The organism is Pantoea pleuroti, assembly GCF_014156615.1.
GTDB classification, from domain to species: Bacteria; Pseudomonadota; Gammaproteobacteria; order Enterobacterales; family Enterobacteriaceae; genus Pantoea; species Pantoea agglomerans.
This window is the reverse complement of sequence record NZ_SBFD01000006.1, coordinates 111954-136096: the sequence shown is the minus strand read 5'-3', so window position 1 is coordinate 136096 and position 24143 is coordinate 111954. Positions and strand designations below refer to the sequence as shown.

Sequence of the window (24143 nt, the reverse complement as noted above, 5' to 3'; positions counted from 1 at the left end):
AGAACCCGGCGGCGTGGCGTTATGCCACGTCGCTGGTGATGGCACGATAGTTAACCGGCGAGGTCTGATTGCGGCCATTGCGTTTCGACAGATAGAGGTTTTTATCGGCTGCGGAGATCAGCCGGTTGATCACGCGGTGCCACTCCGGCGCCTCACCGGCACTGCCATGCGCCAGCCCCAGACTGACAGTGACCGTGGCCGTACTGCCCTGCAGCCAGAACTTCTCTTTCGCCATCTTCTGCCGGATGCTCTCAGCAAGAAAGTAGAGCTTTTCCGGATTCTGGTCGAACAGCACCACCACAAACTCTTCGCCGCCAAAACGGCAGATGCGCCCCTCTTTACCCACGACGCGCTGCATACGGCGGGCGATCTCTTCCAGCACACTGTCACCCGCATCATGACCAAAATTGTCGTTAATCGCTTTGAAGTAGTCGACATCCAGCAGGATCACGCCCGCCCGGCGGTCCGGGAAGATCGGCTCAGCACGCAGACTTTCATAGAGGCCGGAACGCGACAGCAGCCGGGTCAGGAAGTCATAGTTGGCGCGCAACGCCAGACGCTGGTTGAGCTGGCGAATCGCATCCATGCTCACCGCCACAATCAGCGGGCTGATCGCAATGGTCGCCACGCCCAGCCGTGCCGAGGTCAGATGGGTGATCGGCAGCATATTGTCATCGCCCTGGATATTCATCACGCCATGCGAAACCAGAATGATTTCGCTAATGCCGGTGAGCAAAATCACCAGGCTGGTGAGCGGCATCGGCAGCACGATGGCGCACCAGACCAGCGCCGGAACCGGGAACGTCAGGCTGCCTGCGCCGCCCATCATCGCGCCAATCATCAGCGAAAAAATCACGGCGACAACCGGTGCCAGTTTGCGCATCTGCATAAACTGCCGGGGCGACAGCGACGCCCAGTCGCGCGTCAGCAAAAAGGGCAGCAGCATCAGTCCGGTTGAGAACTGTTCGCTGAACCATTCGCCCCAGGCCGTCACCAGCCCGCTGTTGAAATCGGCCTGCTGCGCCAGTGCCCCCCAGCTGGCGCAGGCCAGTCCGGCCAGCAGACAGGCCGGAAAAATGCGCAGCACGCTGGTTATACGCTCGCTGCCGGAGTCGTGCTGAAGATGTTTTACCAGCAGCGTCACCGCCACCAGCACAAACAGAAGATTCGCCATGTTGAGGGTAAAAGCAGAGAGCGCCCAGCCTGAAAAAACGATGTCGTTAAACACCATCGCAGCAAAGGTGGCCAGGTAATAGCGGGTCTGATGCAGAAAAGGATTCCGGACGATCACGCCAGTGACGATCGCGTTGACCGGCCAGAACAGCGACAGCTCCTGTGGAAAGCGCAGGTGTCCGCCGATAAAGCAAAACAGCAACGTGATTAAAAACAGTGAAAATGCGTTCTTCTTAACGTTGTGCTCTTCAAACAGCTGTATGCGCATACATCCGGACCTTGTCACAGAGAGGCTGGCTGTCCACGCCAGCCTGGGCAGGCGCGTGGTGTCAGAATGATTAAATCCTGAATATCCTCAATGTCATCCGGCGATAAAACCTCGTTTCATGGGCTAACTCAGAAAAGTTACCGTTTTGAGGCTAAACCCATCAGATGACAGCAGAAACTGGGGCTCTATTATGCATCGCAAATAAAAAAATCGGATATCCGAGATATCCGATTTTTGCTGTTCTGACGACGTTACCGTTGCGCTAACGCTATTTTACGGCAACCGGCCACTGACTCAGACGAATGCCGCGTTTGTCGGCGTTATCGCCAAAATCTTTCAGCACCGCTTTGACGTCGGGATCGATATATTCCGCATTGTCATTATCAACGATGACTACGCTGTTCTCCGGGATCTCATCCAGCAATCCCTGAAGCTTTGGATTGTGCATAAAAGTCAGGTTCTGCTGAAAGCGCAGCACGTAGTGGTCGTCATAGCGGGTAAGCTGCAACGCGTTGCGATGGCTTTTATAGATGCTATAGAGGATCTGCGTGGCGATGCCGATACCAATCCCGACCAGCATGCCCAGCGTGATAATACCGACGATGGTGGCCAGAAACGGCACGTACTGCTGGGCGCCCATCCGGAACTGCTCAATAAACAGTTTGGGTGTCGCCAGCTTGTAGCCGGTATAGAGCAGCACGGCAGCGAGGCTGGCCAGCGGAATGGCGTTCAGCATCTCACTGAACCACATACCGCAAATCAGCAGCAGCACACCGTGAATGAAGATCGACAGTTTGGTCTGCGCGCCCGCACTGACGTTAACCGAACTGCGCACGATCACCGCCGTGATCGGCATCGCGCCAAGAAAACCGGCCGCCAGGTTACCGATGCCCTGCGCGAACATCTCTTTGTTAGGCGATGGCGCGGGCGTCTGAGGACGCAGTTTTTTCAGCGCTTCCTGACTCAGCAGCGTTTCCAGACTGGCGACCAGGGCTAAGGTCACCGCAACGACCCAGACCTGCGGATTCTGCCAGGCCATCCAGTCGGGCGTTTCCAGCTCTGCCACCAGCGCGGAAATGCTGTCAAAAGCGGGCAACGAAATGCGCGCCAGACCGCTGGTCATCTCCGGGAACAGCCGTCCACCCACCACGGTAGCAAGGCAACCTATCAGCACGGCAATCAGCGGCCCAGGGATCCAGGCCAGCGCTTTGATCCGTTTCACCGGTGCGGTGGTCCAGAGACATAAAATGGCCAGCCCGACACCCGCTACCAGAATTGCGGGCAGCGAGAAGGTCATCTCACCGGTCACCAGTGAAACCAGCTCCGCATCGCCCGCGGCACCCAGCGCCACCGGGATCTGCTGCATGATGAGCAGCAAACCGATCGCCGCCAGCATCCCTTTAATGACGCTGCCCGGCACCAGCGAAATAAATCGTCCGGCACGCAGCAGGCCAAACAGACATTGCAGTGCTCCGGCGATAATCAGCGCGGTGAGAAAGGCGGAAAAGCTGCCCAGTGATGCCATTGAGGCGACGACGATGGTGACCAGGCCTGCCGCCGGGCCGCTGACGGCAAACCGGGACGGACTCAGTGATGTGACCACCAGGCCGCCAATCACACCGGTCAGCAGACCGGCAAACGGCGGTAATCCGCTGGCCTGTGCGATGCCAAGACAGAGCGGTAAGGCGACCAGAAACACCACCAGACCCGCAGGAATGTCGCGACGCAGGGTATCGAGGTTCATAATGAAGGTTCCTCTGCAGATTGATGAATCAGCTCTTTAAGATGGCCGGAGCGCAGGTCATAAACACAACCAAACACCTCCAGTTCCTGGCCCGATTGCCAGATTTGCCGGACCGGTTCAGATTTCACCAGTCTGGCGAATTGCGCCTTAACGTTGGCCTCAACCAGCCGATCGAGCTGTTCACCCGGCTCCGCGTCTGAAGGGGGGCTTTCCGCCAGGCCATGCTGAATATCATGACGCAGCGTCTGAATGCGTCTCGCCAGCGCGCTCTCCTGCCCGTCCAGCACGCTACCCGGCAGATTCTGCGCGGCTTCCACTCCACCGCAGCCATAGTGGCCGCTTAATACAATGCGTTTTACACCGAGAAAAAAGAGCGCGTATTGCAGCACGCTCAGTAAATTGTCATCGTCCTCAATCACCATGTTGGCGATATTACGATGCACAAAGAGTTCGCCAGGATGGGAGCCGGTTAAGACTTCTGCCGGAACGCGACTATCAGAACAACCTATCCAGAGTGAGTGTGGCTTTTGCTGATGAAGGAATTTTTTAAAGTAGTCTGGATTACGCTGGCGGCGCTGTAATGCCCAACTGCGATTTTTCGCTAATAAGGGTTTAAGTGTCGTCACAATCATCTTCTCTCTACTACCGGGATGTCGCATCCTGGCTAACCACAAAGTGTATCGGCTCACAAATAAAGCGTGAGCCGCCAGGTAAATAAGAACTGAGTCACAGAAAAAGGTTATAGCCGCTAACCATTACCAATGCACGAGCAATATTTCACAGCACTTTAACATCATGCTATTTGTCAATCCGGCGTCAGTAAGAGTCAGGGTTAAGTAAATTTAATTAAGCAGAAGAGAAGTGGAATAATTAGCGGTAATCATTTTAAAGCTAACAATATCAATACATTAAAATATAAAAGATAATAAACTAAAGTTACTGCTGACAAAAAAATACAATCATTAAACAAGGGGATATTCACTGCCATACCAAACGCCCTGCTTTTTACCAGGAATACTCTTAATTAAAAAATTAACCATTAGCACGATCAACCGGCTTAGTTGCTGATAGCCAGTCAGATATGCCTGATTTCAGATAAGAATGAAGCAAGAGATAATTAATTTAATTTGCAGCAAAATAGTGACGGGAGAAAGTAAATCAGGACCACGATTTAACAGAGCCTGACCCGGTCAGGCTCTTTTTCTTGACGAATTATTTACCGTTCCAGCTTTGAAGGCGCGATTCCCGCACTGACAGCTGCTGTTCCGGTGTCAGTTTATTGTAGTTTTCCGCCATTCCGCTCTCCCAGTCGCCGTAGAGCGGATTCGGCAGCACGATGAACTGCGTTCCAAACTGCTGATGGTTAAGATTCACAAAATCACGACGCGTCTGATTGCCCTGATGCCAGGTCGCGCCACCAAAATCGTTGAGGTTATCGCCTACGTAGAGCACCACGTTATAGCCGGCATTTTTAATGGCATCGAAACGCGCCTGCTTATTGGAGCTGTCAGTATTCAGACGTACCGTTTTATCGCTGACGTTGGGGAAGCCGAGCTGCTGCATGTTAGCGACCGTGGCCGCGTAATCTTTCTGATCGCGGTTCGACACATAGAACAGCGTGCCGCCATTCTGTGTGACATGACGCGCAAACTCTATCGCGCCCGGCACCGCTTTCGCCTGCCGCGCCTGCGTCCAGGCTGACCAGGTTTTGCTGCTGAACGGCTGGCCGTTCTTCGCCTGCCACGCGCTGTAGGCGCTGTTATCCAGCATCGTTTCATCCAGATCGACAATCACCGCTTTGGGTTTGCCGGTCAGCGAGGGGGCCTGATCAAACGCCATACGCGCGGTATTAAATGCCTGCCAGGTCAGCGCCTGATATTCACCAGACTGCTGGAACCAGTTTACCGCCAGCACCGATTGCTGGCCGAGTTGCTGTTGCGCGGTCTGATGTGACGACGAGGCGCAGCCGGTAAGCAGCAGCGCGACCAGTCCGGATGCAGCCAGTTTTGCGGAGGTTTTCATCATTTCATCCTTAAGGTGAGAAAGGTCTGAGGAGAAGCTTCAAAAATGTAGCAGTTAACGTAAGCTGTGGGCAGCCCAACGCACGCTGTTATAACAGGAGATTCCTATGGCCGTGATCCCGCGCTCGCCATTGCTCGATTCGCTGGAGTGGCTCGAATATGCGTTTCAGCCAGCCGGAGAGCCACCACCCGCTGAGGCCGCCTATGGACATCAGCGCCACAGCGCGACCGTGGTCACCGATATCGAGAACATCCCACCCAAAAGCTGCGAGTCTGATGGCGTGATCGGCAGCGGGACGCGCCCGGTGGCGGTCTACACCGCCGACTGCCTGCCAGTGCTGTTCGCCGATCGCCAGCAGCGGATCGTGGCCGCGGTTCATGCCGGACTCAAAGGTACGCTGGCGGGTGTGCTGACCCGCGCGGTTGAAAAACTCTGCGAACAGGGCTGCGAGCCTCAGAACCTGATGGTGGCGATCGGTCCGGCGATGGGCCCCTGCTGTTATGAACTGGCCGAACCGCAACTGGCGGAGATTGCGCAGAACCCGGCATTGGCCAGCGGGCTGCGCTGGCACCAGAACCAGCCGGTTAATCCTCTGGCGCAACGTCCACAGGCCGCTGCCCGCCAGCAGGGTGTCTGGTTCGATCTGCCTGCGCTGGCAACGCAGATGCTGGTGCAGGCGGGTGTGCCGGCTACGCAGATCGATAACGTCAATGTCTGCACCTACTGTATGGCCGAGAGCGGTTCAAGCTACCGCTTCAATACTCACCACGGCAGCGGCTATCGCTCACGCTATTCGTGGATCCGTCGACGTTAATGGGTTTTCTGGCACCGCGCTGACAGCAGATAGCGGAACCTGAACTGAGACGGGCGCTGACGCCTGTCGCAAAGTCACGCGGGCCATGGATGGCGGTCTTCACCTCTTTGCGCCAGGCACGGGCTAGCTCCGCCCACTCTTTGTCACTCACCTCACTCGCCTGCCGTTGTTTATGATTTCACTCACACCCTGACATTCTTTCACTTTTTTTTAACGCAGAAGTGGCTAGAGTGAACTCATCCGACCACTTTACCGTGAGTGATTATCATGTCCGTCAATCCTGACTATCCTGCGCTGTTTACGCCGCTGGACCTTGGCTTTACCCGACTGAAAAACCGCTTTCTGATGGGGTCGATGCACACCGGACTGGAAGAACATCCGGATGGTGCAGCCCGGCTGGCGGCTTTTTACGGCGAGCGGGCGCGTGAAGGTGTCGCGCTAATCGTCACCGGCGGCATCGCCCCCAATGCCCAGGGTGTCACCACCGCGCATGGCGCGATGCTCACCGACGAGACGCAATGTGACTGGCACCGGCAGATCACGGAGGCGGTGCATCAGCACCAGGGCAAAATCGCCCTGCAGATCCTGCATACCGGCCGTTACAGCTACCAGCCCGATCTGGTTGCGCCCTCGGCACGCCAGGCGCCGATTAACCCGTTTACGCCACAGGCGATGAGCGAGGCGGCGATTGAACAGACCATTGATGACTTTGCCCGCTGCGCCCGACTGGCACAGCAGGCGGGCTACGATGGCGTGGAAATCATGGGTTCCGAAGGCTACCTGATTAATCAGTTTCTGGTTAAGCACACCAATCAGCGCACCGACCGCTGGGGTGGCGACTTCCGGCAGCGGATGCAGTTTGCGCTGGCGATTACCCGCGCCGTTCGCGCCGCGACCGGCGACGCCTTTATCATCATCTTCCGGTTGTCGATGCTCGACCTGATCGAAGAGGGCAGCACGCTGGAGGAGACGCTGTTACTGGCGGGCGAGCTGGAGCAGTGCGGCGTCACGCTGTTCAATACCGGTATTGGCTGGCATGAGGCGCGCATCCCGACCATCGCCACCTGCGTGCCGCGTGCGGCCTTTGCGTGGGTGACGCAGCGCCTGCGTGAACAGGTGAAGGTGCCGGTCATCGCTACTAATCGCATCAACCATCCCGCCGTCGCCGAGCAGCTGTTGCAGTCGGGCTGCGCCGATATGGTATCGATGGCCCGCCCTTTTCTCGCCGATCCCGCCTTTGTCACTAAAGCCCAGCGCGGTGAACCGGACAGCATCAACACCTGCATTGCCTGTAATCAGGCCTGCCTCGATCAGGTGTTCGCCGGTAAAATCACCTCCTGTCTGGTCAATCCGCGCGCCTGCCACGAGTCGCTGATGCCGGTCATCGCCAGCACCGCCCCGCGCAGGCTGGCCGTAGTGGGTGCCGGTCCGGCCGGCATGGCGTTTGCGCTGCAGGCGGCCCAGCGCGGCCATCAGGTAACACTCTATGAGGCCGCGCCGGAGATAGGCGGCCAGTTCAATCTTGCCCGGCTGATCCCCGGCAAATCGGAGTTCAGCGAAACGCTGCGCTATTTCCGGCATGAGCTGGCGGCCGCAGGCGTGACGGTTCAGACGGGCAGTCGGGTGACGGCGGATCAGCTGAGTGACGCCGATGAAGTGGTACTGGCGACCGGCATTCAGCCGCGTACGCCTGACATTCCGGGCATCGACCACCCCAGCGTGCTGAGCTACCTGGAGGTGCTGCGCGATAAGCGCCCGGTGGGTAAACGGGTAGCGATTATCGGCGCCGGTGGTATTGGCTTCGATGTGGCGGAGTATCTGTCACAGCCATCCCATGACGAAGATCTGGCGGCGTTTTATGCCGAATGGGGCATCGACCACAGCCTGACGCAGCGTGGCGGTGTGATGAAACCCGAGCCGCCTGCCGCGCTACGGCAAATCTGGCTGCTGCAACGCCGATCGGGAAAACCGGGTGCCGGGCTGGCAAAAACCACCGGCTGGATCCATCGCGCCAGTCTGCAGGCGCAGGGCGTTGAGATGTGGGGCAGCGTTGAGTATCTGGCGATTGATGACAGCGGCCTGCATCTGCGGCGCAACGGCGAAACGCTGTTGCTGGAGGTCGATAACGTGATTATCTGTGCCGGACAGGAGCCGCAGCGCGAACTGGAAGCCGCGCTGCGTGCAAAAGGACAGAGGGTGACAGTCATCGGCGGTGCGGATGTGGCGCAGGAGCTGGATGCGCGCCGTGCGATTGCGCAGGCGACGCAACTGGCATTAACCGTCTGACTAGCGCATTTTCACCGCGCGCAGCACCACAAACTTCTGGTTAGAGGCGATCAGCGTACAGTTACCAAACAGCTTCTTCAGCTTGTGGTGATAATCGAGGTGGCGGTTGCCGACAATGCGCAACTCGCCGCCATACTGAAGGCAGCGTTTGGCATCGCGGAACATCTGCCATGCCAGGTGATCGGTCACCGCGTGCTGCTGGTGGAACGGCGGGTTGCACAGCACCGCGTGCAGCCGATCCGACGGATAGCCACTCAGCACGTTGTTCACCAGGAACTGACAGCGTGACAGATCCTCAGGACGGTTCACTTCCACATTAAGCTTGCTGGAAGCGACCGCCATGTAAGACTCATCAAGGAAATGCACCTCGGCCTGCGGGTTCTGCTCCAGCGCCACCAGTCCCACCACGCCGTTACCACAGCCGAGATCGACAATCTCGCCCTCAATGTTTTCCGGCAGATGCTGCACAAAGAGCCGTGCACCGATATCCAGCGAAGCGCGCGAGAAGACGTTGGCGTAGTTGTGAATCTGATAAGGGGTACCATCCAGCGGCCAGACCAGCGTCGGCGTGGCCTCACGCAGTTCAGGCTTGCTGAACTGGCTGTAGATCAGACGCGCTTTTTTCCACGCCAGTGAGGTTTTGGTTTCACCAATGATCTGTTCGAACAGCTGCAGGGTAGAGTTATGGATCTCTTTGGCGCGCGCCGCCGCCAGAATCACCGTATCAGGCGTGACGACTTCGCGAATGGCGCGCAGCTGGTGCTCCAGCAGCGCCAGGGTTTTAGGCACCTTGATCAGCACAGCCGCAGGTGAAGCAGGCAGTTCAGCCAGGCTATCAACAAAGTGAACGTCGCTGTCATCCAGCCCATTAAAGGTCAGATTCTGACGGGCGGCCTGCTGGCTCAGCCAGGAGTCGCTGACGTGCCAGACGGTACGCGGATTCAGGGCGCAGGTTAATGCCCCGAAACTGTCGTTGAAGACCAGCACCGGCCCCTCTGGCAGCGCCTGCTGTAACAGATATTCATCAGCCGCATCCCAGGCTTGTAATGGACTTTCGTCACGCATCTGCGGGAAGCGATGCAGGATCAGTGTGCGATCGTTCAGTTCAAGTTGGCTCATGAATTCTCCGGCGTGGTACACTTTGGTTGATTTTTCGCCCCAAAATCGGGGGCGCAGTATACTGTCTTTCGCCTGGAATCCCTAATGTCCTCACTGATCTACCTTCAGGGTTATCCTGCCCCCCTTCTTGAGCAGGTTCAGTCGCTGATCGCCCATCAGCGCTTAGGTGCGTTTTTGCAGGAACGTTATCCCGACACACACGACGTGATGAGTGATAAAGCGCTGTATGACTACACGCAGGCGCTGAAAAATCGCTATATGCGCAATGCGCCGCCGATCAGCAAAGTGATGTGGGATAACAAGATTAAGGTGATGAAGCATGCACTCGGACTGCACACAGCCATCTCACGGATTCAGGGCGGTAAGCTTAAGGCGAAAGCGGAAATTCGTATCTCGACCTTTTTCCGCCTCGCGCCAGAGCCGTTTCTGCGGATGATCGTGGTGCATGAGCTGGCACACCTTAAAGAGAAAGATCACGATAAGGCGTTCTACCAGCTCTGCTGCCATATGGAGCCGGATTATCACCAGCTCGAATTTGATGCGCGACTGTGGATGACGGACCAGGCGATGCGCGGCAACGCAGCTTAAAGAAACTCCTGCGCTTTCTGAATCAGGCTGGTTTTGGTCAGCGCGCCCAGAAAGCGCCGTTCCTGCGGATTGTTGAGCACCGGCAACCGCTCCAGCGTCACCGCCGCAAAGGCTTCCCATCCCTCACGCATACTCTGATTCTGATACACCACCGGGAAATCCTGATCCATCACGCACTGCACCGGTGAGTCGAGGGTGATCTCCTGTGCCAGCACCCGGCGCGAAATTTCATGAATCGAGACCACACCGAGGAAAGCGCCCGCGGCGTTGATCACATAAACATAGCGTTCACGCTTCAGGGAGCTGACCGCCAGCGCCTGCCCCACCGACTCCTCCGGCTGCAACGCCGCACCCGCAATAATCAGCTCGGCAATGCGCATGTTATCGAAATCATATTTCGCTTCTGAACGGCTGAAGTGATGACTCACGATCGGATAGGTACTGGCGGATTGCAGGCGATAGACCACCATCGACGCCAGCACGGTAGCGATCATCAGCGGAAACAGCAGGCTGCTGTTGAGCGTCATCTCCAGCACCATCAGCATCGCCATCAACGGCGCCTGACTGACCGCCGCCAGCACCGCCGCCATACCAATCGCGGCATAGAGCAGCACATTGCCAAGCGGCAGATGCAGCGCCGCCCCCACCGTCGCGATGATCACCCCCAGCAGCGCGCCAATCAGCAGCGAAGGGGTAAAGAGTCCGCCGACGGCGTTCGAGCCTACCGACAGGCTGGTAGCAAGGGTTTTCAGCACCAGCAACAGCAGCAGACCCGGCAGCAGGTAGTGCCCTGCCATCACTTTGACGATCACCTCGTAGCCGTTGCCGAGGATATCAGTGGAGATCAGCGCCAGTAAGCCGACCGCAAAGCCGCCCGCCCCGAGGCGCAGCGGCAGGGAGGCGACCCGGCTGAACAGCACTTTGCTGCGGGCGATGCATTTAATCACGATCCAGCCCGCCAGCCCGGCGCACAGACCAATCACTACCGTCATCAGCAGACTGCTGAGATCCATAGCGAAGGTCGCGTCTGCCAGCGGATAGAGCGCGCTGCGAAAACCCAGCGTCCACATGGTCATCACCGCCGTGGCGGCTGCGATGATCAGGGGGATCAGCCGCTGCAACGCAGAAATGCCGAAGGCGATTTCCGCCACAAAAATCGCCGACGCCAGCGGCGCATGGTAAACCGACGCGAGGCCCGCCGCCGCCGCCATCGCCACCACGTCACTGTTTTTCAGGTTAAGTGAGGCCGGTAACAGGCGACCAATCGCACTGCCGCACAGTGCCGAGAGCTGCACCATCGGCCCCTCTTTACCTATCGACGCGCCGCTGCCAATACTGGCAATCGACGATAAGGCGCGGAACAGTGAGGTCCGGGTCGGCACCGCATCGAGCCGGGCGTTGATCACTTCAAGGTAATCCGTTTTCACCGTCTGCTGCTGCTCAATGGCAACGGCATAACGCAGAAAATAGCCTGCCAGAACGCCGCCCGCCCCCACCAGCAGGGGCCAGAAGATCCACGGCCAGAGATGCAGGGATTCGGTTATTTCGCCACTGCGGGCAAACAGCAGATGGTTGATCAGTTCAATCACGCCGCGGAAAGCCAGCGTCACCAGCGACGCCGCACACCCGACCGGAATGGCGATCAGAAGTGTGGTCCAGTTTAATGCGTGCTTACTTGCTTTCACCTGCGCTCCCTGGTTGGTACATAAACATCATCGCTTCCGCATATTATTGGAATGCGGATCGCAGGATCAATCCCTGCCCGCCCGGCACCATTGCACAGCGTGGGTGAGATGTTACTCTGCCGCTTTACAGTTGCCGGAGAGATGACGTGATTCGTTTTGCCATTGTGGGAACAAACTGGATTACACGCCAGTTTATTGATGCCGCTCATGAAACCGGAGCGATGAAGCTCTGTGCGGTCTATTCACGCAGTCAGCAGCAGGCTGAGGCCTTTATCGCCGATTATCCCTGCAAACAGACCTTTACCTCACTGGAAGCGCTGGCCGCCAGCCCGGAGATCGATGCGGTCTATCTGGCCAGCCCCAACGCACTGCACTGCCAGCAGGCTCTGCTGTTTATGTCGCACGGCAAGCATGTGATTTGCGAAAAACCGCTGGCCTCTAACCTGGCAGAAGTGGAGCAGATGATCGCCTGCGCCCGTGAGCATCAGGTGGTGCTGTTTGAGGCATTTAAAACTGCCAGCCTGCCGAATTTCCTGCGGCTGCAGCAGGCACTGCCTGACGTGGGTAAACTGCGAAAAGCGCTGCTGAATTACTGCCAGTACTCCTCACGTTACCCACGCTATCTCAACGGCGAGAACCCCAATACCTTTGATCCGCGCTGGTCGAATGGCTCAATTATGGATATCGGTTATTACTGCCTGGCCTCGGCGGTGACGCTGTGGGGCGAGCCAGATCGCGTGCAGGCCAGCGCGACTTTGCTTGCAAGCGGCGTGGACGCGCACGGCGTGGTGGTGCTGAGTTACGGTGATTTCGACGTGACGATTCTGCATTCGAAGGTGAGTGATTCCAGCCTCCCCAGCGAGATTCAGGGTGAAGCGGGCGCGCTGGTCATCGAAAAGCTATCGGAGTGCCAGCAGCTGACGTTTGTACCGCGGGGCGCGGAAAAGCAGACGCTGAACCAGCCGCAGCATATCAATACCATGCTGTATGAGGCCGCCGCTTTTGCCCGGCTGGTTGAGCAGCGCCAGGTGGACCACCCTTCGCTTGAGGTTTCGCGGATTACTGCATCGCTGCTGACTGAGATACGCCGCCAGACCGGCGTGATCTTCCCGGCCGACCAGGCTGCTGTGTAAATATTTCTAAATATGTCTGAGAGGTGTTGCTTCCTGTGCAGCTAAACCGTAACTTACCTTCCTGCAAAGGGGAGTAACTTGTAAGCTGATTGATCGTCATTACGATGCGAAAGCATCCGGTCATCAGGCAACCCGGAATCAATTTCTGTGTTGTAAGTGAGACCTTGCCGGAAGGCGAGGTTTGCTTACACAAAAATAAGCGGCTGACGTCTTCTGACTTCAGCCGTTTTTTTTTATTTTTCGGACAGGATACGAATATGCAAACTGTGGGTACGCCTTTACTGTGGGGCAGCTTTGCGGTTGTGGTGCTTATCATGCTGGCTATCGACCTGCTGTTGCAGGGACGCCGTGGCGCGCAGACCATGTCTTTCAAGCAGGCGGCTATCTGGTCGCTGATCTGGGTTTCAGTCTCACTGCTGTTCAGCGGCGCCTTCTGGTGGTATCTGGAGGGCAGCGCAGGACGTGAAGTTGCTAACACGCAGACGCTCGCCTTCCTGACCGGTTACGTGCTGGAAAAAGCGCTGGCGGTGGATAACGTCTTCGTCTGGCTGATGCTGTTCAGTTACTTCTCTATTCCGGCCAATCTGCAGCGCCGGGTGCTGATCTATGGGGTATTAGGCGCTATCGTGCTGCGTACCATCATGATCTTCGCCGGTAGCTGGCTGGTCACGCAGTTCAGCTGGATCCTCTATGTGTTCGGTGCCTTCCTGCTGTTCACCGGTGTGAAAATGGCGCTGGCGAAAGAGGATGACGGCGCGGTGGGCGAAAAACCTGTGGTGCGCTGGCTGCGTAAGCATCTGCGCATGACTGACGATCTCGACGGCGAGAAGTTCTTCACCCGCAAAAACGGCGTGCTGTTTGCGACGCCACTGCTGCTGGTGCTGATCATGGTGGAAATCAGCGACGTGATCTTTGCGGTCGACAGTATCCCGGCGATCTTCGCCGTGACAACCGACCCGTTTATTGTGCTGACCTCAAACCTGTTCGCTATCCTGGGTTTGCGTGCCATGTACTTCCTGCTGGCAAACGTGGCGGAACGGTTCTCAATGCTGAAGTATGGCCTGGCGATTGTGCTGGTGTTCATCGGCTTTAAGATGCTGATTGTCGACCTCTACCATATCCCGGTCGGTATCTCGCTGGGTGTGGTCGGTGCCATTCTGGCATCAACTCTGCTGATTAATGCCTGGGTTAACCGCAAAAGAGACCAGAAAAAGCTCGCACCATAATTACCTGCAGGGGCAGCGGATGCCCCTGTTTTATTTTGTGGCAGCCTGTCACGCCATTTCATCCCTCTGTCACACTTCCACTATCCAGCATAATAAAAATCTGACCTGCTCCACAGTGACAGAACTTTCTCTTTTCTCGTCCGATCTTTTCCTTATACTCCGCCGGGCAAACCGTTTTAGCCGATGCAAAACATCGCGTCTGAAACTACATCCGCGACAAAATATAGAAAATATTATGCAGAAAACTCTCTCCGCACGTCTGGGTACGCTGCTCGCCGGTAGCCTGGTGAAGCAAATCATGATTGGGCTGATCGCCGGTGTGGCGCTCGCCTGGATTTCACACGATGCCGCGATCGCGGTCGGTCTGCTGGGTGAACTGTTTGTCAGTGCGCTGAAAGCGGTCGCGCCATTGCTGGTACTGATGCTGGTAATCGCCTCGATTGCCAACCACCAGCAGGGCCAGAAGAGCAATATCCGGCCGATTATTATGCTTTATCTGCTGAGCACCTTTTTCGCGGCGGTCGTCGCGGTGGTCTTCAGCCATCTGATCCCGCAGACGCTGACGCTGGCGGTGGGTACCACGGAAATCACACCACCATCCGGCATTACCGAAGTATTACGCGGACTGCTGATGAGCATGGTGTCGAATCCGATCACGGCCCTGATGAACGCCAACTACATCGGCATTCTGGTGTGGGCAATTGGTCTCGGGCTGGCGTTCCGTCATAGCAGTGACAGCACCCGCGCCTTTCTCAATGATGCCTCTCATGCGGTGACCTGGCTGGTACGCTGCGTGATTCGCTGCGCACCGGTCGGTATTTTCGGTCTGGTGGCCTCGATCCTCGCGTCTACCGGCTTTGGCGCGCTGTGGCAATATGCCCATCTGCTGACGTTACTGATCGGCTGTATGCTGCTGATGGCGCTGGTGGTGAACCCGCTACTGGTGTTCTATAAAATCCGTCGCAACCCCTACCCACTGGTCTTCACCTGCCTGCGCGAAAGCGGCGTGACCGCCTTCTTTACCCGCAGTTCTGCCGCCAACATTCCGGTAAATATGGCACTGGCGAAACGTCTGGATCTGGATGAGGATACCTATTCGGTGTCGATTCCGCTGGGCGCAACCATCAGTATGGCGGGGGCATCGATTACCATTACCGTGCTGACGCTGGCGGCGGTGCATACGCTGGGGATCAGCATTGATGTGCCGACGGCGATTCTGCTGAGTCTGGTGGCATCACTCTGTGCCTGTGGTGCATCTGGCGTGGCGGGCGGTTCGCTGCTGCTGATCCCGGTGGCCTGTAACATGTTCGGCATTCCGAATGATCTGGCAATGCAGGTAGTGGCGGTCGGCTTTATTATCGGTGTCTTGCAGGATTCGGCGGAAACCGCGCTGAACTCCTCAACCGATATTCTGTTTACCGCAGCCGTCTGTCAGGCTGAAGCAGATCGCAAAACCAGCCGGGCCTGATTCAGTTAACATAAAAAAGGCGACCCGTATGAATAATTACGGATCGCTTAAGGCTGCTGCCATGCCCACATCAGGGTTAATCCAGCCGCAACGGATAAACTCAACGCGCAGGGAACACGGGCAGAAGAGGAAAGCGTCCCGCGCCAGGGATGGCGCGGGCCGAGCGTGTCATGGATGACGGCCTTTGCGACTTTCCGATCTGACCGTGTTCCCTTCGCAGGCTCGGTCTCACCGCCACAGAGCCGGACTTTATCAACGATCTCAAGCGACCCGCACTTTAGCGGGTCGTTTTGTTTAAAGCGTCACACCGCTTTTGAAAATCGCCAGCTCGCGGAAATCGTTCTTCTCGTTGTTGGTCGGCTGACCGCTGGCAATCGCCACAATGCTGTCGACAAAGTCTTCCAGCATCGCGTCCATGCTCATCCCCTCGATCAACCGTCCGGCATTAAAGTCGATCCAGTGCGGCTTCTTCTCCGCCAGCGGTGTGTTGGTGGCCAGCTTAACCGTCGGCACAAAACCGCCATAAGGCGTGCCGCGTCCGGTACTGAACAGCACCATGTGGCAACCGGCACCTGCCAGCGCACTGGTGGCGACCGCATCATTACCCGGCGCACTCAGCAGATTCAGCCCCGGCGTTTTTAACCGTTCGCCATACTTCAGCACATCAACCACCTGGCTCTGCCCCGCTTTCTGGGTACAGCCCAGCGACTTCTCCTCCAGCGTGGTGATACCGCCCGCTTTGTTGCCTGGTGACGGGTTTTCGTAGATCGGCTGCTGGTGATCGATAAAATACTGTTTGAAGTCGTTGATCATCGCCACCGTTTTGCTGAAGGTCTCCTCGTCGCGACAGCGACTCATCAGAATTCGTTCTGCGCCAAACATTTCCGGTACTTCGGTCAGTACAGTCGTGCCGCCATTAGCGATCATCTGGTCCGAGAAACGTCCCAGCAACGGATTGGCGGTGATGCCAGACAAACCATCTGAACCGCCGCACTCCAGACCAAACTTCAGCTCGCTGAGTTTGCCCGGCTCGCGCTGGTCGTGACGCATTTTTTCATACAATGCGTGCAGCCGCTCCAGCCCGGCTTCCACCTCATCGTCATGCTGCTGGCACACCATAAACTCGACCCGGTCGCTTTCAAACGCGCCGAGGGTGTCACGGAAAGCATCAACCTGATTGTTTTCGCAGCCGAGACCAATCACCAGCACCGCGCCAGCATTAGGATGGCGCACCATATTCTGCAGCATGGTGCGGGTGTTTTCGTGATCCTGCCCCAGCTGCGAACAACCGAAGGTATGGCTGAACAGGAACGCGCCATCGATATCTTCTGCATCCTGCGTCTCCTTCAGAAAGCGCTGCAGGATCTGACGCGCAATGCCGTTGACGCAGCCGACGGTCGGCAGGATCCACAGCTCATTGCGGATGCCAACCTCGCCGTTAGCACGACGGTAGATCTGCACCTCACGGTCACCCGGCTGCGGCGGCAGCGTCACAAACTCGGGCTGATACGCATATTGATCCAGATCGCTGAGATTGGTGCGGGCGTTCTGCGAATGGATTAACTCACCGGCGGCCACAGGCTGCGTGGCATGGGCAATCGGCAGCCCATATTTGATCACCAGCTCATCCTGCGCGATAGGCTGCAGGGCAAATTTATGCCCGCGTCCGACCGCCTGTTGCACCGCCACACGCAGTGGCGGCAGCTCTATCGTGGCGCCCGCGTCTAAATCACGTAACGCCACGGCGACATTGTCGCGGGGATCAATTTTAATTGCGTCTTGCATAGCGTTATCTCAGTTGGCTCAGCGCCTCACGCATTCCGTGGGCGATGATATTTTGCAGGTGTTGGGTGACAGCCGCAGCCAGTCCGGGCTGACGGGTTAAATCTTCACCCCAGTGTTGCGCGTCGCTGAGTACGCCGTTCACCAGCTGTTGCGGTGACAGCTGATCCGCATCAAGTGCTTTCCAGGCGTCGGCGTAGCGCTGTAACCACTGCGGCTCGTCCTGCAATGGCCAGCTCTTGCCGGCTGACTCGCCGCGATAAAAAGCGATCAGTGCGGCCAGCGCAAAGGTGATGTGTGTCGGCCACTCGCCGGTTTGCTGATGCGCGGCAAGGAGTGGCGTCAGCAGACGGGTGCGGAATTTAGTCATGCCATTAAGGGCAATCGACAGCAGCGCATGGCGAATAAACGGATTGCGGAAACGACGCTGTACCGCATCGGCAAACGCGTGCAGTTCATCGGCAGGGAGATCCAGCGTCGGGATCACTTCGTGACGCAGCAGGTTATCCACAAATCCGGCGATAGCCGGATCGGCCATCGCCTCTCCCACACTCTCAATACCGGCCAGAAACGCGACCGGCACCATTGCAGTGTGCGCGCCATTGAGGATGGCCACTTTCTGCGCTTTATAGGGCGCAATGTCATCCACATGCCGAACCTGCGGCGACAGTGCCGCCAGCTTCAGTTCATTAAACAGCGCCGACGGCCCCTGAATCACAAACTGATAGTAGACTTCGCCCGCCACCAGATAGCGATCTTCATAACCCAGCTCGCGTTGCAGCTGCTCGCTTTCCGCCGGAAAGCCGGTGACGATGCGGTCGACCAGAGTGTTATAGAACGCGCAGTGCTGATGAACCCAGGTTTTAAATTCTGAGGGCAGATGCCACTGATCGGCGTAGCGCAGCACCAGATCGCGCAGCGTATCGCCGTTATGGTCAATCAGCTCGCACGGCACCACCAGCCAGCCCCGGTCGCTGGCGCCATTGAAGTGGGAATAGCGCGCCCACAGCAGCTGCGTCAGTTTGCCAGGGAAACTGCTGGCGGGCTGATCGGTAAGCTGATCCTTGCCGACAAAGGCGATGCCCGCTTCGGTGGTATTGGAGAAGACCATGCGCAGATCAGGATTACGGGCCAGCGCCATAAATTCGCCGAACTGCTGCCAGGGCTGGATTTCACGGTTGAGGCTGCGGATCAGCCGGGTTTCGCTGACCTGCTCGCCCTGATCGTTCAGCCCGCGGATCAGCGTGGTATAGAGACCATCCTGCTGATTCAGGCTGTCGCTGACTTCACGGTTGCGCGGCCGCACCACCACGATCCCGGCATCGGTGCCCTGATGCTCATTCAGCCAGTCGATCTGCCAGTCAATAAAGGCGCGCAGGAAGTTGCCTTCGCCGAACTGGATCACCCGGTCGCGATAGACTGCGCCCGGAAAGTCGTGACGGTTTAGCCTTTTCATTATCAGGCTCCCAGCTCGATGCCGAAGTAATCGCGGGCATTGTTGAAGCAGATGTTCTGTACCATCTGGCCTAACAGTGCTTCATCGGCTGGCGCTTCACCCTGCTCCACCCAGCGGCCCATCATCTGGCACAGCAGGCGGCGGAAATATTCGTGGCGGGTGTAGGAGAGGAAGCTGCGGCTGTCGGTCAGCATGCCGACGAAACGGCTCAACAGACCAATCTGCGCCAGCTGAGTCATCTGACGCTGCATACCATCCAGCTGGTCGTTGAACCACCAGGCTGAACCGAACTGCATCTTGCCCGCCTGACCTTCGCCCTGGAAGTTGCCCGCCATGGTGGCCAGCACTTCGTTGTCGCGCGGGTTCAGGCAGTAGAGAATGGTTTTAGGCAGCGCATTATTGAGATTCTGCGCGCCCAGCAGGCGTGCCAGCGGTTCGGCCAGCGGCTGGTCGTTGATTGAATCGAAGCCGACATCAGGCCCCAGCAGCTGGTACTGGCGCGGATTGGTATTGCGGAGTGCGCCAATGTGATACTGCTGCACCCAGCCACGGCGGGCATATTCGCTGCCCAGCCAGACCAGCACCGCCGTTTTAAACTGTGCCGTTTCCTGCGGGTTGGGCGCGGCACCGCTGCGACGACGCGCCAGAATCGCATCCAGCGTAGCGTCATCCGCCTCGGCGTAGCAGACCACATCCAGCGCGTGATCGGAGACTTTACAGCCGTGCGCCGCGAAGTGATCCAGCCGCTGATGCAGTGCGCTGCGCAGATCGTCAAAACGCTGCACGCTGATGTCCGTCAGCTGCTCCAGCGTCTCGATCCACGGCAGGAAGGTTTCCGCTTCGATATTAAACGCTTTGTCCGGACGCCAGCTCGGCAGCACTTTAACGCTGAAGCTGGCATCGTCTGCCAGCGCGCGGTGATGGCGCAGGTCATCCAGCGGATCGTCAGTGGTGCCCACCATCTTCACCTTCATCTGCTGCATGATGCCGCGCGTGGTAAAGCTATCCTGCGCCAGCAGTTCATTGCAGCGATGCCAGATGCTGTCAGCCGTTTTCTCAGAAAGCAGCGTATCGGTGATACCGAAAGGCCGGCGTAACTCCAGGTGGGTCCAGTGATAGAGCGGGTTGCCGATAGTGTGCGGCACGGTGCGCGCCCAGGCGTCAAATTTTTCACGATCGCTGGCGTTACCGGTACAGAACGCCTCAGCCACACCGTTGGCGCGCATGGCCCGCCACTTATAGTGATCGCCCTTCAGCCAGATGTCATAAAGGTTGGCGAAGCGATAATTTTCGGCAATCTGCTGCGGCGGCAAGTGGCAGTGATAGTCGAAAATCGGCTGATCCTTTGCATAGTCGTGATAGAGACGACGGGCGAATTCGGTATCCAGCAAAAAATCTTCGGTCATGAAACGTGACATACATGCTTCCTCATCGACTGAACCACTGATGGCCCAAAGTTATCATACCAATTTTAGTCCGTTACGGATTTATTTGCGATCCTGCTCACATAAACAGCGGTAGCTGGCTGCCGTTATGGACGTTTTTGTCGCCCGTATCGCGCTAAATGGCTGTCATTACGCAGGTTTCCAGTATCCCACAGTGCAGAAAGGGTTTTTGTGATGGCTCTCAACTTTTAAAGTTGTATAACAAGTTAGGCTCTCGCCCCATCGTGAGGTCGTTAGCGACTCACAAATGGCAAGGTCATAACAGGGTTGCTTTTACAGAACCTGCGGGCGTGAGCAGAGCTGCATCACGTGCTGTCCCGCTCCAGATAACAACAGCGGCAAGACCGCATACAGAACTGGAAGAGGTAGAGGATGCGTAAGATCAAAGGGTTACGCTGGTACATGATTGGACTGGTGACGCTCGGTACGGTGTTGGGGTATCTGACCCGTAACACCATTGCCGTGGCGGCCCCGACATTAATGTCAGAGCTGCATATCACCACGCAGCAGTACTCCTACATAATTGCGGCCTATTCAGCCTGCTATACGCTGATGCAACCGGTGGCAGGTTATGTACTGGATCTGCTCGGCACCAAGGTCGGCTACGCGGTGTTTGCTATTATGTGGGCGATTTTCTGTGCCGCTACGGCGATGGCGGGCAGCTGGGGCGGACTGGCGCTGGCACGAGGCGCAGTCGGTGCGGCTGAAGCGGCGATGATCCCGGCCGGGCTGAAAGCGAGCAGCGAATGGTTCCCGGCTAAAGAGCGTTCGGTCGCCGTGGGCTACTTTAACGTGGGTTCGTCTATCGGTGCGATGCTGGCTCCGCCGCTGGTGGTCTGGGCGATCGTGGCGCACAGCTGGCAGATGGCATTTATCATGACCGGTGTGCTGAGCATGGCCTGGGCACTCAGCTGGCTGGTGTTTTACAAACACCCGAAACAGCAGAAGAAGCTGAGCGATGAAGAGCGCGACTATATTATCTCCGGTCAGGAAGCGCAGCATCAGACCGGCAACACCCGCAAAATGTCAGCACTGGAGATTATCCGTAACCGCCAGTTCTGGGGTATTGCCCTGCCGCGTTTTCTGGCAGAACCGGCGTGGGGAACGTTCAACGCCTGGATTCCGCTGTTTATGTTTAAGGTTTACGGCTTCAATCTGAAAGAGATTGCGATGTTCGCCTGGATGCCGATGCTGTTCGCGGACTTCGGCTGCATCCTTGGTGGCTATCTGCCGCCGCTGTTTCAGCGCTGGTTCGGCGTTAACCTGATCGTCTCCCGCAAGATGGTCGTGACGATGGGTGCGGTGTTAATGATTGCGCCGGGCACCATCGGCCTGTTCACCAGCCCCTACATAGCCATTGGTCTGCTGTGCATCGGCGGGTTTGCGCATCAGGCCCTCTCTGGCGCGCTGATCACCCTCTCCTCAGACGTTTTCGGCCGCAATGAAGTCGCTACGGCTAATGGCCTGACCGGCATGGCAGCCTGGACCGCCAGTACCATGTTTGCGCTGGTGGTAGGCGCACTGGCCGATACGCTGGGCTTCAGCCCGCTGTTTGCCGCGCTGGCGGTGTTTGATCTGCTGGGTGCCGTCGTTATCTGGACGGTTCTGAAAAATAAACCCATTTCAGAGCTGAATGCCGAAGCCGTTATTCCGCAGGCCAGCGCCGTTCGCAGTTAATCTGCCGGGCTGGCGCAGGCCAGCCCATTTCCTCGCACCTCCTGAAGTGGTATAACAACTTATCTGTCTGCTACCAGGATTGTGCTATGGACTTCACTGAATCCCGTCGACTTTATCAACAGCTGGCCAGCGAGCTGAAAAGCCGCATTGAAACCGGGATCTATCCGGTGGGTGACAAACTGCCTGCTGAGCGCCTGATTGCCGAAGAGATGGAAGTGAGTCGCACCGTCGTACGCGAAGCGATCATCATGCTGGAAGTTGAAGGCTATGTTGAGGTCCGCAAAGGCTCGGGCATCCACGTCATTGCCAGCCAGCAGCAGAACCGCATCGCCTCCACCAGCAGTCAGCTGGAGTTCGCCACGTTTGGCCCCTTCGAACTGCTCCAGGCTCGTCAGCTGATTGAGAGTAATGTGGCCGAGTTCGCTGCAACTCAGGTAACGCGCCAGGACATTATCGACCTGATGGCGATTCAGGAAAAAGCCCGACAGGAGGATCACTTCCGCGACTCCGAGTGGGATATGCAGTTTCATGTACGTATCGCGCAATCCACCCAGAACAGTGCCTTAGCCGCCATCGTTGAAAAAATGTGGCTGCATCGCCTGCACAATCCCTACTGGCTCAAACTTCACGAACACATCGACCAGCGCAGCATTCTCAGCTGGTGTGACGACCACGATCAGATTCTTAAAGCCCTGATGCGCAAAGATCCCGCCGCCAGCAAACTGGCGATGTGGCAACATCTGGAAAATACTAAACAGATGCTGTTTAACGCGACGGCGGATGATTTTGAATTTAACGTTGATCGTTACATGTTTGGTGAGAATCCGGTCATCCTGCCTGATGGGTCCAATAACGCCCGCTAAAAGTGCCTGAAAATGCCCTGAGACGGTCAGTTAATCTGCAATAGTGTCAGGTCATGTAAAGCTCCTTTTTACACGCCGTTTCACAAGGTAAAACTCCTGTTCGCCAGAGAGTTTTCCTGTCTCAGACAGGCGATTTTTGTTACAGTTATCGCCCTTTTATTACCCTTTGCGACTGGGGGTTATAAAGTCGCTGATTTAACAATCAATTCTGGAAGGATCCGGAAAATCCCGCCCAGGCTGCGCTCCTAAAATTTATAACGAAATGCCGGTCTGCGTTTAAGTCCCTGTGGGACATGTTTAACAATGATGTTCAGGAATGAATTGATGGATATTTTGCAATCGTTGCTGCATGCCCTCTGGCAGCAGGACTACGAAACCCTCTCCGATCCCACGCTGGTATGGGCCATTTACGGCGTGCTGTTTATGATTTTGTTTTTGGAAAATGGCCTTCTTCCCGCTGCATTTCTGCCGGGTGACAGTCTGCTGATTCTGGTCGGCGTACTGATTGCCAAAGGCACCATGAGCTTCCCCCTGACGATTCTGGTTTTAACGACCGGTGCTAGTCTTGGCTGCTGGGTGAGCTACTTACAGGGCCGCTGGCTGGGTAACACGCCTACGGTGCAGAAATGGCTCTCCCATCTTCCCGCCCAGTATCATCTGCGCGCGCACAGCATGTTCCATCGTCACGGCTTATCTGCCCTGCTGATTGGTCGCTTTATCGCGTTTGTGCGTACTCTGCTGCCTACCATCGCCGGATTGTCAGGCCTCAGTAATGCCCGCTTTCAGTTCTTCAACTGGGTAAGTGCGTTCCTGTGGGTGGTGATTCTGACCGTTATCGGCTTCGCGCTGGGTAAAACCCCGATTTTCCGTCGTTATGAAGATGAGATGATGTTCTTCCTGATGATGCTGCCGCTGGCGCTGCTGGTATTTGGTCTGGTGGGATCGCTGGTAGTAATATGGCGTAAGCGTCAGGCGAATCAGAACGGGAAAGCCGAGTAATGAAACTGCTGCAGGCTATTCCTAAACGGTGGTTACCGTGGTTGATCGCTGGCGCCTTTGCGCTGGTCGCGCTTTGTGTGGTCCCCGGCCTGATGAAGCACGAGACGGTGGTGCAGATTCGGGTTTCCCATGCTGGCGCAACTCTGCCCGATGGTTTTTATCTCTACCAGCAATTAAGTGCGCAGGGTATTCGTATCAAAAGCATTACGCCTGCGGGTGATGCACTGATCATCCATTTTGATAGCGAAGAGCAGAGCCTGGCGGCCCAGAAGGTGTTACGCCGTCTGCTGCCACAGGGCTTTATTGTGGCGCAGCACGATCACTCTCAGCACCTCTCACTGGCGTAATCTCCCGACTCCCCTCTCCTTTTCAGACCGTCGCGCCATCGCTCGGCG

19 protein-coding genes are annotated in these 24143 nt (G+C 56.9%); 10 read left to right on the top strand and 9 right to left on the bottom strand.

From position 1 onward, the window contains the following. Positions 1 to 19: 19 nt before the first annotated feature. The 4 genes from EPG66_RS15305 to EPG66_RS15290 all read right to left on the bottom strand — a co-directional run bounded on the left by EPG66_RS15305 (position 20) and on the right by EPG66_RS15290 (position 5207). The gene (locus EPG66_RS15305) at positions 20 to 1441 is read right to left on the bottom strand and encodes a GGDEF domain-containing protein (protein ID WP_031590917.1); all 1422 of its coding nucleotides are present in this window, start codon (positions 1439 to 1441) and stop codon (positions 20 to 22) included. Positions 1442 to 1709: 268 nt separating this feature from the next. Beyond that, entirely contained in the window at positions 1710 to 3185 is a 1476-nt protein-coding gene (locus EPG66_RS15300) for a SulP family inorganic anion transporter (RefSeq protein WP_031590918.1), read from the bottom strand. Further along, the gene (locus EPG66_RS15295) at positions 3182 to 3817 is read right to left on the bottom strand and encodes a carbonic anhydrase (protein WP_029519418.1); all 636 of its coding nucleotides are present in this window, start codon (positions 3815 to 3817) and stop codon (positions 3182 to 3184) included. Before EPG66_RS15295 ends, EPG66_RS15300 begins: the two co-directional genes overlap by 4 nt. A gap of 580 nt (positions 3818 to 4397) precedes the next feature. Then, positions 4398 to 5207: a 5'-nucleotidase, lipoprotein e(P4) family gene (locus EPG66_RS15290; RefSeq protein ID WP_010256579.1), complete on the bottom strand. Its 810-nt coding sequence runs from the start codon at positions 5205 to 5207 to the stop codon at positions 4398 to 4400. Between the two features lie 106 nt (positions 5208 to 5313). On the opposite strand from EPG66_RS15290, the gene EPG66_RS15285 reads away from it, so the two are divergent. Continuing rightward, positions 5314 to 6021, top strand: a complete 708-nt coding sequence (locus tag EPG66_RS15285; protein WP_143789727.1) for a purine nucleoside phosphorylase YfiH/LACC1 family protein — start codon at positions 5314 to 5316, stop codon at positions 6019 to 6021. Between the two features lie 267 nt (positions 6022 to 6288). Further along, positions 6289 to 8307: an NADPH-dependent 2,4-dienoyl-CoA reductase gene (locus tag EPG66_RS15280; protein ID WP_033772681.1), complete on the top strand. Its 2019-nt coding sequence runs from the start codon at positions 6289 to 6291 to the stop codon at positions 8305 to 8307. Here EPG66_RS15280 and rlmG read toward each other — a convergent pair whose 3' ends face one another. Further along, a complete protein-coding gene (rlmG, locus tag EPG66_RS15275; protein ID WP_033772684.1) occupies positions 8308 to 9426 on the bottom strand; it encodes a 23S rRNA (guanine(1835)-N(2))-methyltransferase RlmG in 1119 nt (372 codons plus the stop codon). Positions 9427 to 9510: 84 nt separating this feature from the next. On the opposite strand from rlmG, the gene EPG66_RS15270 reads away from it, so the two are divergent. After that, positions 9511 to 10014: a M48 metallopeptidase family protein gene (locus tag EPG66_RS15270; RefSeq protein WP_010256568.1), complete on the top strand. Its 504-nt coding sequence runs from the start codon at positions 9511 to 9513 to the stop codon at positions 10012 to 10014. On the opposite strand, the gene EPG66_RS15265 is transcribed toward EPG66_RS15270, so the two are convergent. Continuing rightward, a complete protein-coding gene (locus EPG66_RS15265) occupies positions 10011 to 11699 on the bottom strand; it encodes a chloride channel protein (RefSeq protein WP_134161576.1) in 1689 nt (562 codons plus the stop codon). The two genes, EPG66_RS15270 and EPG66_RS15265, sit on opposite strands and share 4 nt — an antisense overlap. 146 nt (positions 11700 to 11845) lie before the next feature. Here EPG66_RS15265 and EPG66_RS15260 point away from each other — a divergent pair, with 146 nt between their 5' ends. The 3 genes from EPG66_RS15260 (at position 11846) to sstT (ending at position 15526) form a co-directional block, all read left to right on the top strand. Continuing rightward, entirely contained in the window at positions 11846 to 12832 is a 987-nt protein-coding gene (locus tag EPG66_RS15260; protein ID WP_039390598.1) for a Gfo/Idh/MocA family protein, read from the top strand. A gap of 257 nt (positions 12833 to 13089) precedes the next feature. After that, complete coding sequence (locus EPG66_RS15255) at positions 13090 to 14058, top strand: TerC family protein (RefSeq protein WP_182687391.1); 969 nt, start codon at positions 13090 to 13092, stop codon at positions 14056 to 14058. Positions 14059 to 14293: 235 nt separating this feature from the next. Further along, on the top strand, positions 14294 to 15526 hold the full coding sequence (sstT, locus tag EPG66_RS15250; RefSeq protein WP_182687389.1) for a serine/threonine transporter SstT: 1233 nt from the start codon (positions 14294 to 14296) through the stop codon (positions 15524 to 15526). A 294-nt stretch (positions 15527 to 15820) separates the two neighbouring features. On the opposite strand, the gene EPG66_RS15245 is transcribed toward sstT, so the two are convergent. The 3 genes from EPG66_RS15245 to uxaC are packed head-to-tail and all read right to left on the bottom strand — an operon-like array spanning position 15821 to position 20182. Further along, positions 15821 to 17311: a UxaA family hydrolase gene (locus tag EPG66_RS15245; protein WP_031590941.1), complete on the bottom strand. Its 1491-nt coding sequence runs from the start codon at positions 17309 to 17311 to the stop codon at positions 15821 to 15823. 4 nt (positions 17312 to 17315) lie between these two features. Beyond that, positions 17316 to 18764 carry a tagaturonate reductase gene (locus tag EPG66_RS15240; RefSeq protein ID WP_031590943.1) on the bottom strand — a complete coding sequence of 483 codons (1449 nt, stop codon included), beginning with the start codon at positions 18762 to 18764 and terminating at the stop codon, positions 17316 to 17318. Between the two features lie 2 nt (positions 18765 to 18766). Beyond that, entirely contained in the window at positions 18767 to 20182 is a 1416-nt protein-coding gene (uxaC, locus tag EPG66_RS15235; protein WP_033780649.1) for a glucuronate isomerase, read from the bottom strand. Between the two features lie 399 nt (positions 20183 to 20581). On the opposite strand from uxaC, the gene EPG66_RS15230 reads away from it, so the two are divergent. The 4 genes from EPG66_RS15230 to mzrA all read left to right on the top strand — a co-directional run bounded on the left by EPG66_RS15230 (position 20582) and on the right by mzrA (position 24095). Beyond that, positions 20582 to 21886: an MFS transporter gene (locus EPG66_RS15230; RefSeq protein WP_031590946.1), complete on the top strand. Its 1305-nt coding sequence runs from the start codon at positions 20582 to 20584 to the stop codon at positions 21884 to 21886. An 86-nt stretch (positions 21887 to 21972) separates the two neighbouring features. Then, positions 21973 to 22749 (top strand): transcriptional regulator ExuR, encoded by a 777-nt coding sequence (gene exuR, locus EPG66_RS15225; protein WP_022623920.1) that lies wholly within the window; start codon positions 21973 to 21975, stop codon positions 22747 to 22749. 324 nt (positions 22750 to 23073) lie between these two features. Continuing rightward, positions 23074 to 23748 (top strand): DedA family protein, encoded by a 675-nt coding sequence (locus tag EPG66_RS15220; protein ID WP_010699781.1) that lies wholly within the window; start codon positions 23074 to 23076, stop codon positions 23746 to 23748. After that, positions 23748 to 24095, top strand: coding sequence for an EnvZ/OmpR regulon moderator MzrA (gene mzrA / locus EPG66_RS15215; protein ID WP_031590949.1), 348 nt, complete (start codon positions 23748 to 23750; stop codon positions 24093 to 24095). Before EPG66_RS15220 ends, mzrA begins: the two co-directional genes overlap by 1 nt. The last annotated feature ends 48 nt before the right edge of the window (positions 24096 to 24143 follow it).

Excerpts from the sequence above, each read along its gene's own strand:
- EPG66_RS15305 (WP_031590917.1), bottom strand. The coding sequence starts at position 1,441 with ATGCGCATACAGCTGTTTGAAGAGCACAACGTTAAGAAGAACGCATTT.
- EPG66_RS15300 (WP_031590918.1), bottom strand. The coding sequence starts at position 3,185 with ATGAACCTCGATACCCTGCGTCGCGACATTCCTGCGGGTCTGGTGGTG.
- EPG66_RS15295 (WP_029519418.1), bottom strand. The coding sequence starts at position 3,817 with ATGATTGTGACGACACTTAAACCCTTATTAGCGAAAAATCGCAGTTGG.
- EPG66_RS15290 (WP_010256579.1), bottom strand. The coding sequence starts at position 5,207 with ATGAAAACCTCCGCAAAACTGGCTGCATCCGGACTGGTCGCGCTGCTG.
- EPG66_RS15285 (WP_143789727.1), top strand. The coding sequence starts at position 5,314 with ATGGCCGTGATCCCGCGCTCGCCATTGCTCGATTCGCTGGAGTGGCTC.
- EPG66_RS15280 (WP_033772681.1), top strand. The coding sequence starts at position 6,289 with ATGTCCGTCAATCCTGACTATCCTGCGCTGTTTACGCCGCTGGACCTT.
- rlmG (WP_033772684.1), bottom strand. The coding sequence starts at position 9,426 with ATGAGCCAACTTGAACTGAACGATCGCACACTGATCCTGCATCGCTTC.
- EPG66_RS15270 (WP_010256568.1), top strand. The coding sequence starts at position 9,511 with ATGTCCTCACTGATCTACCTTCAGGGTTATCCTGCCCCCCTTCTTGAG.
- EPG66_RS15255 (WP_182687391.1), top strand. The coding sequence starts at position 13,090 with ATGCAAACTGTGGGTACGCCTTTACTGTGGGGCAGCTTTGCGGTTGTG.
- sstT (WP_182687389.1), top strand. The coding sequence starts at position 14,294 with ATGCAGAAAACTCTCTCCGCACGTCTGGGTACGCTGCTCGCCGGTAGC.
- EPG66_RS15245 (WP_031590941.1), bottom strand. The coding sequence starts at position 17,311 with ATGCAAGACGCAATTAAAATTGATCCCCGCGACAATGTCGCCGTGGCG.
- EPG66_RS15240 (WP_031590943.1), bottom strand. The coding sequence starts at position 18,764 with ATGAAAAGGCTAAACCGTCACGACTTTCCGGGCGCAGTCTATCGCGAC.
- uxaC (WP_033780649.1), bottom strand. The coding sequence starts at position 20,182 with ATGTCACGTTTCATGACCGAAGATTTTTTGCTGGATACCGAATTCGCC.
- EPG66_RS15230 (WP_031590946.1), top strand. The coding sequence starts at position 20,582 with ATGCGTAAGATCAAAGGGTTACGCTGGTACATGATTGGACTGGTGACG.
- exuR (WP_022623920.1), top strand. The coding sequence starts at position 21,973 with ATGGACTTCACTGAATCCCGTCGACTTTATCAACAGCTGGCCAGCGAG.
- EPG66_RS15220 (WP_010699781.1), top strand. The coding sequence starts at position 23,074 with ATGGATATTTTGCAATCGTTGCTGCATGCCCTCTGGCAGCAGGACTAC.
- mzrA (WP_031590949.1), top strand. The coding sequence starts at position 23,748 with ATGAAACTGCTGCAGGCTATTCCTAAACGGTGGTTACCGTGGTTGATC.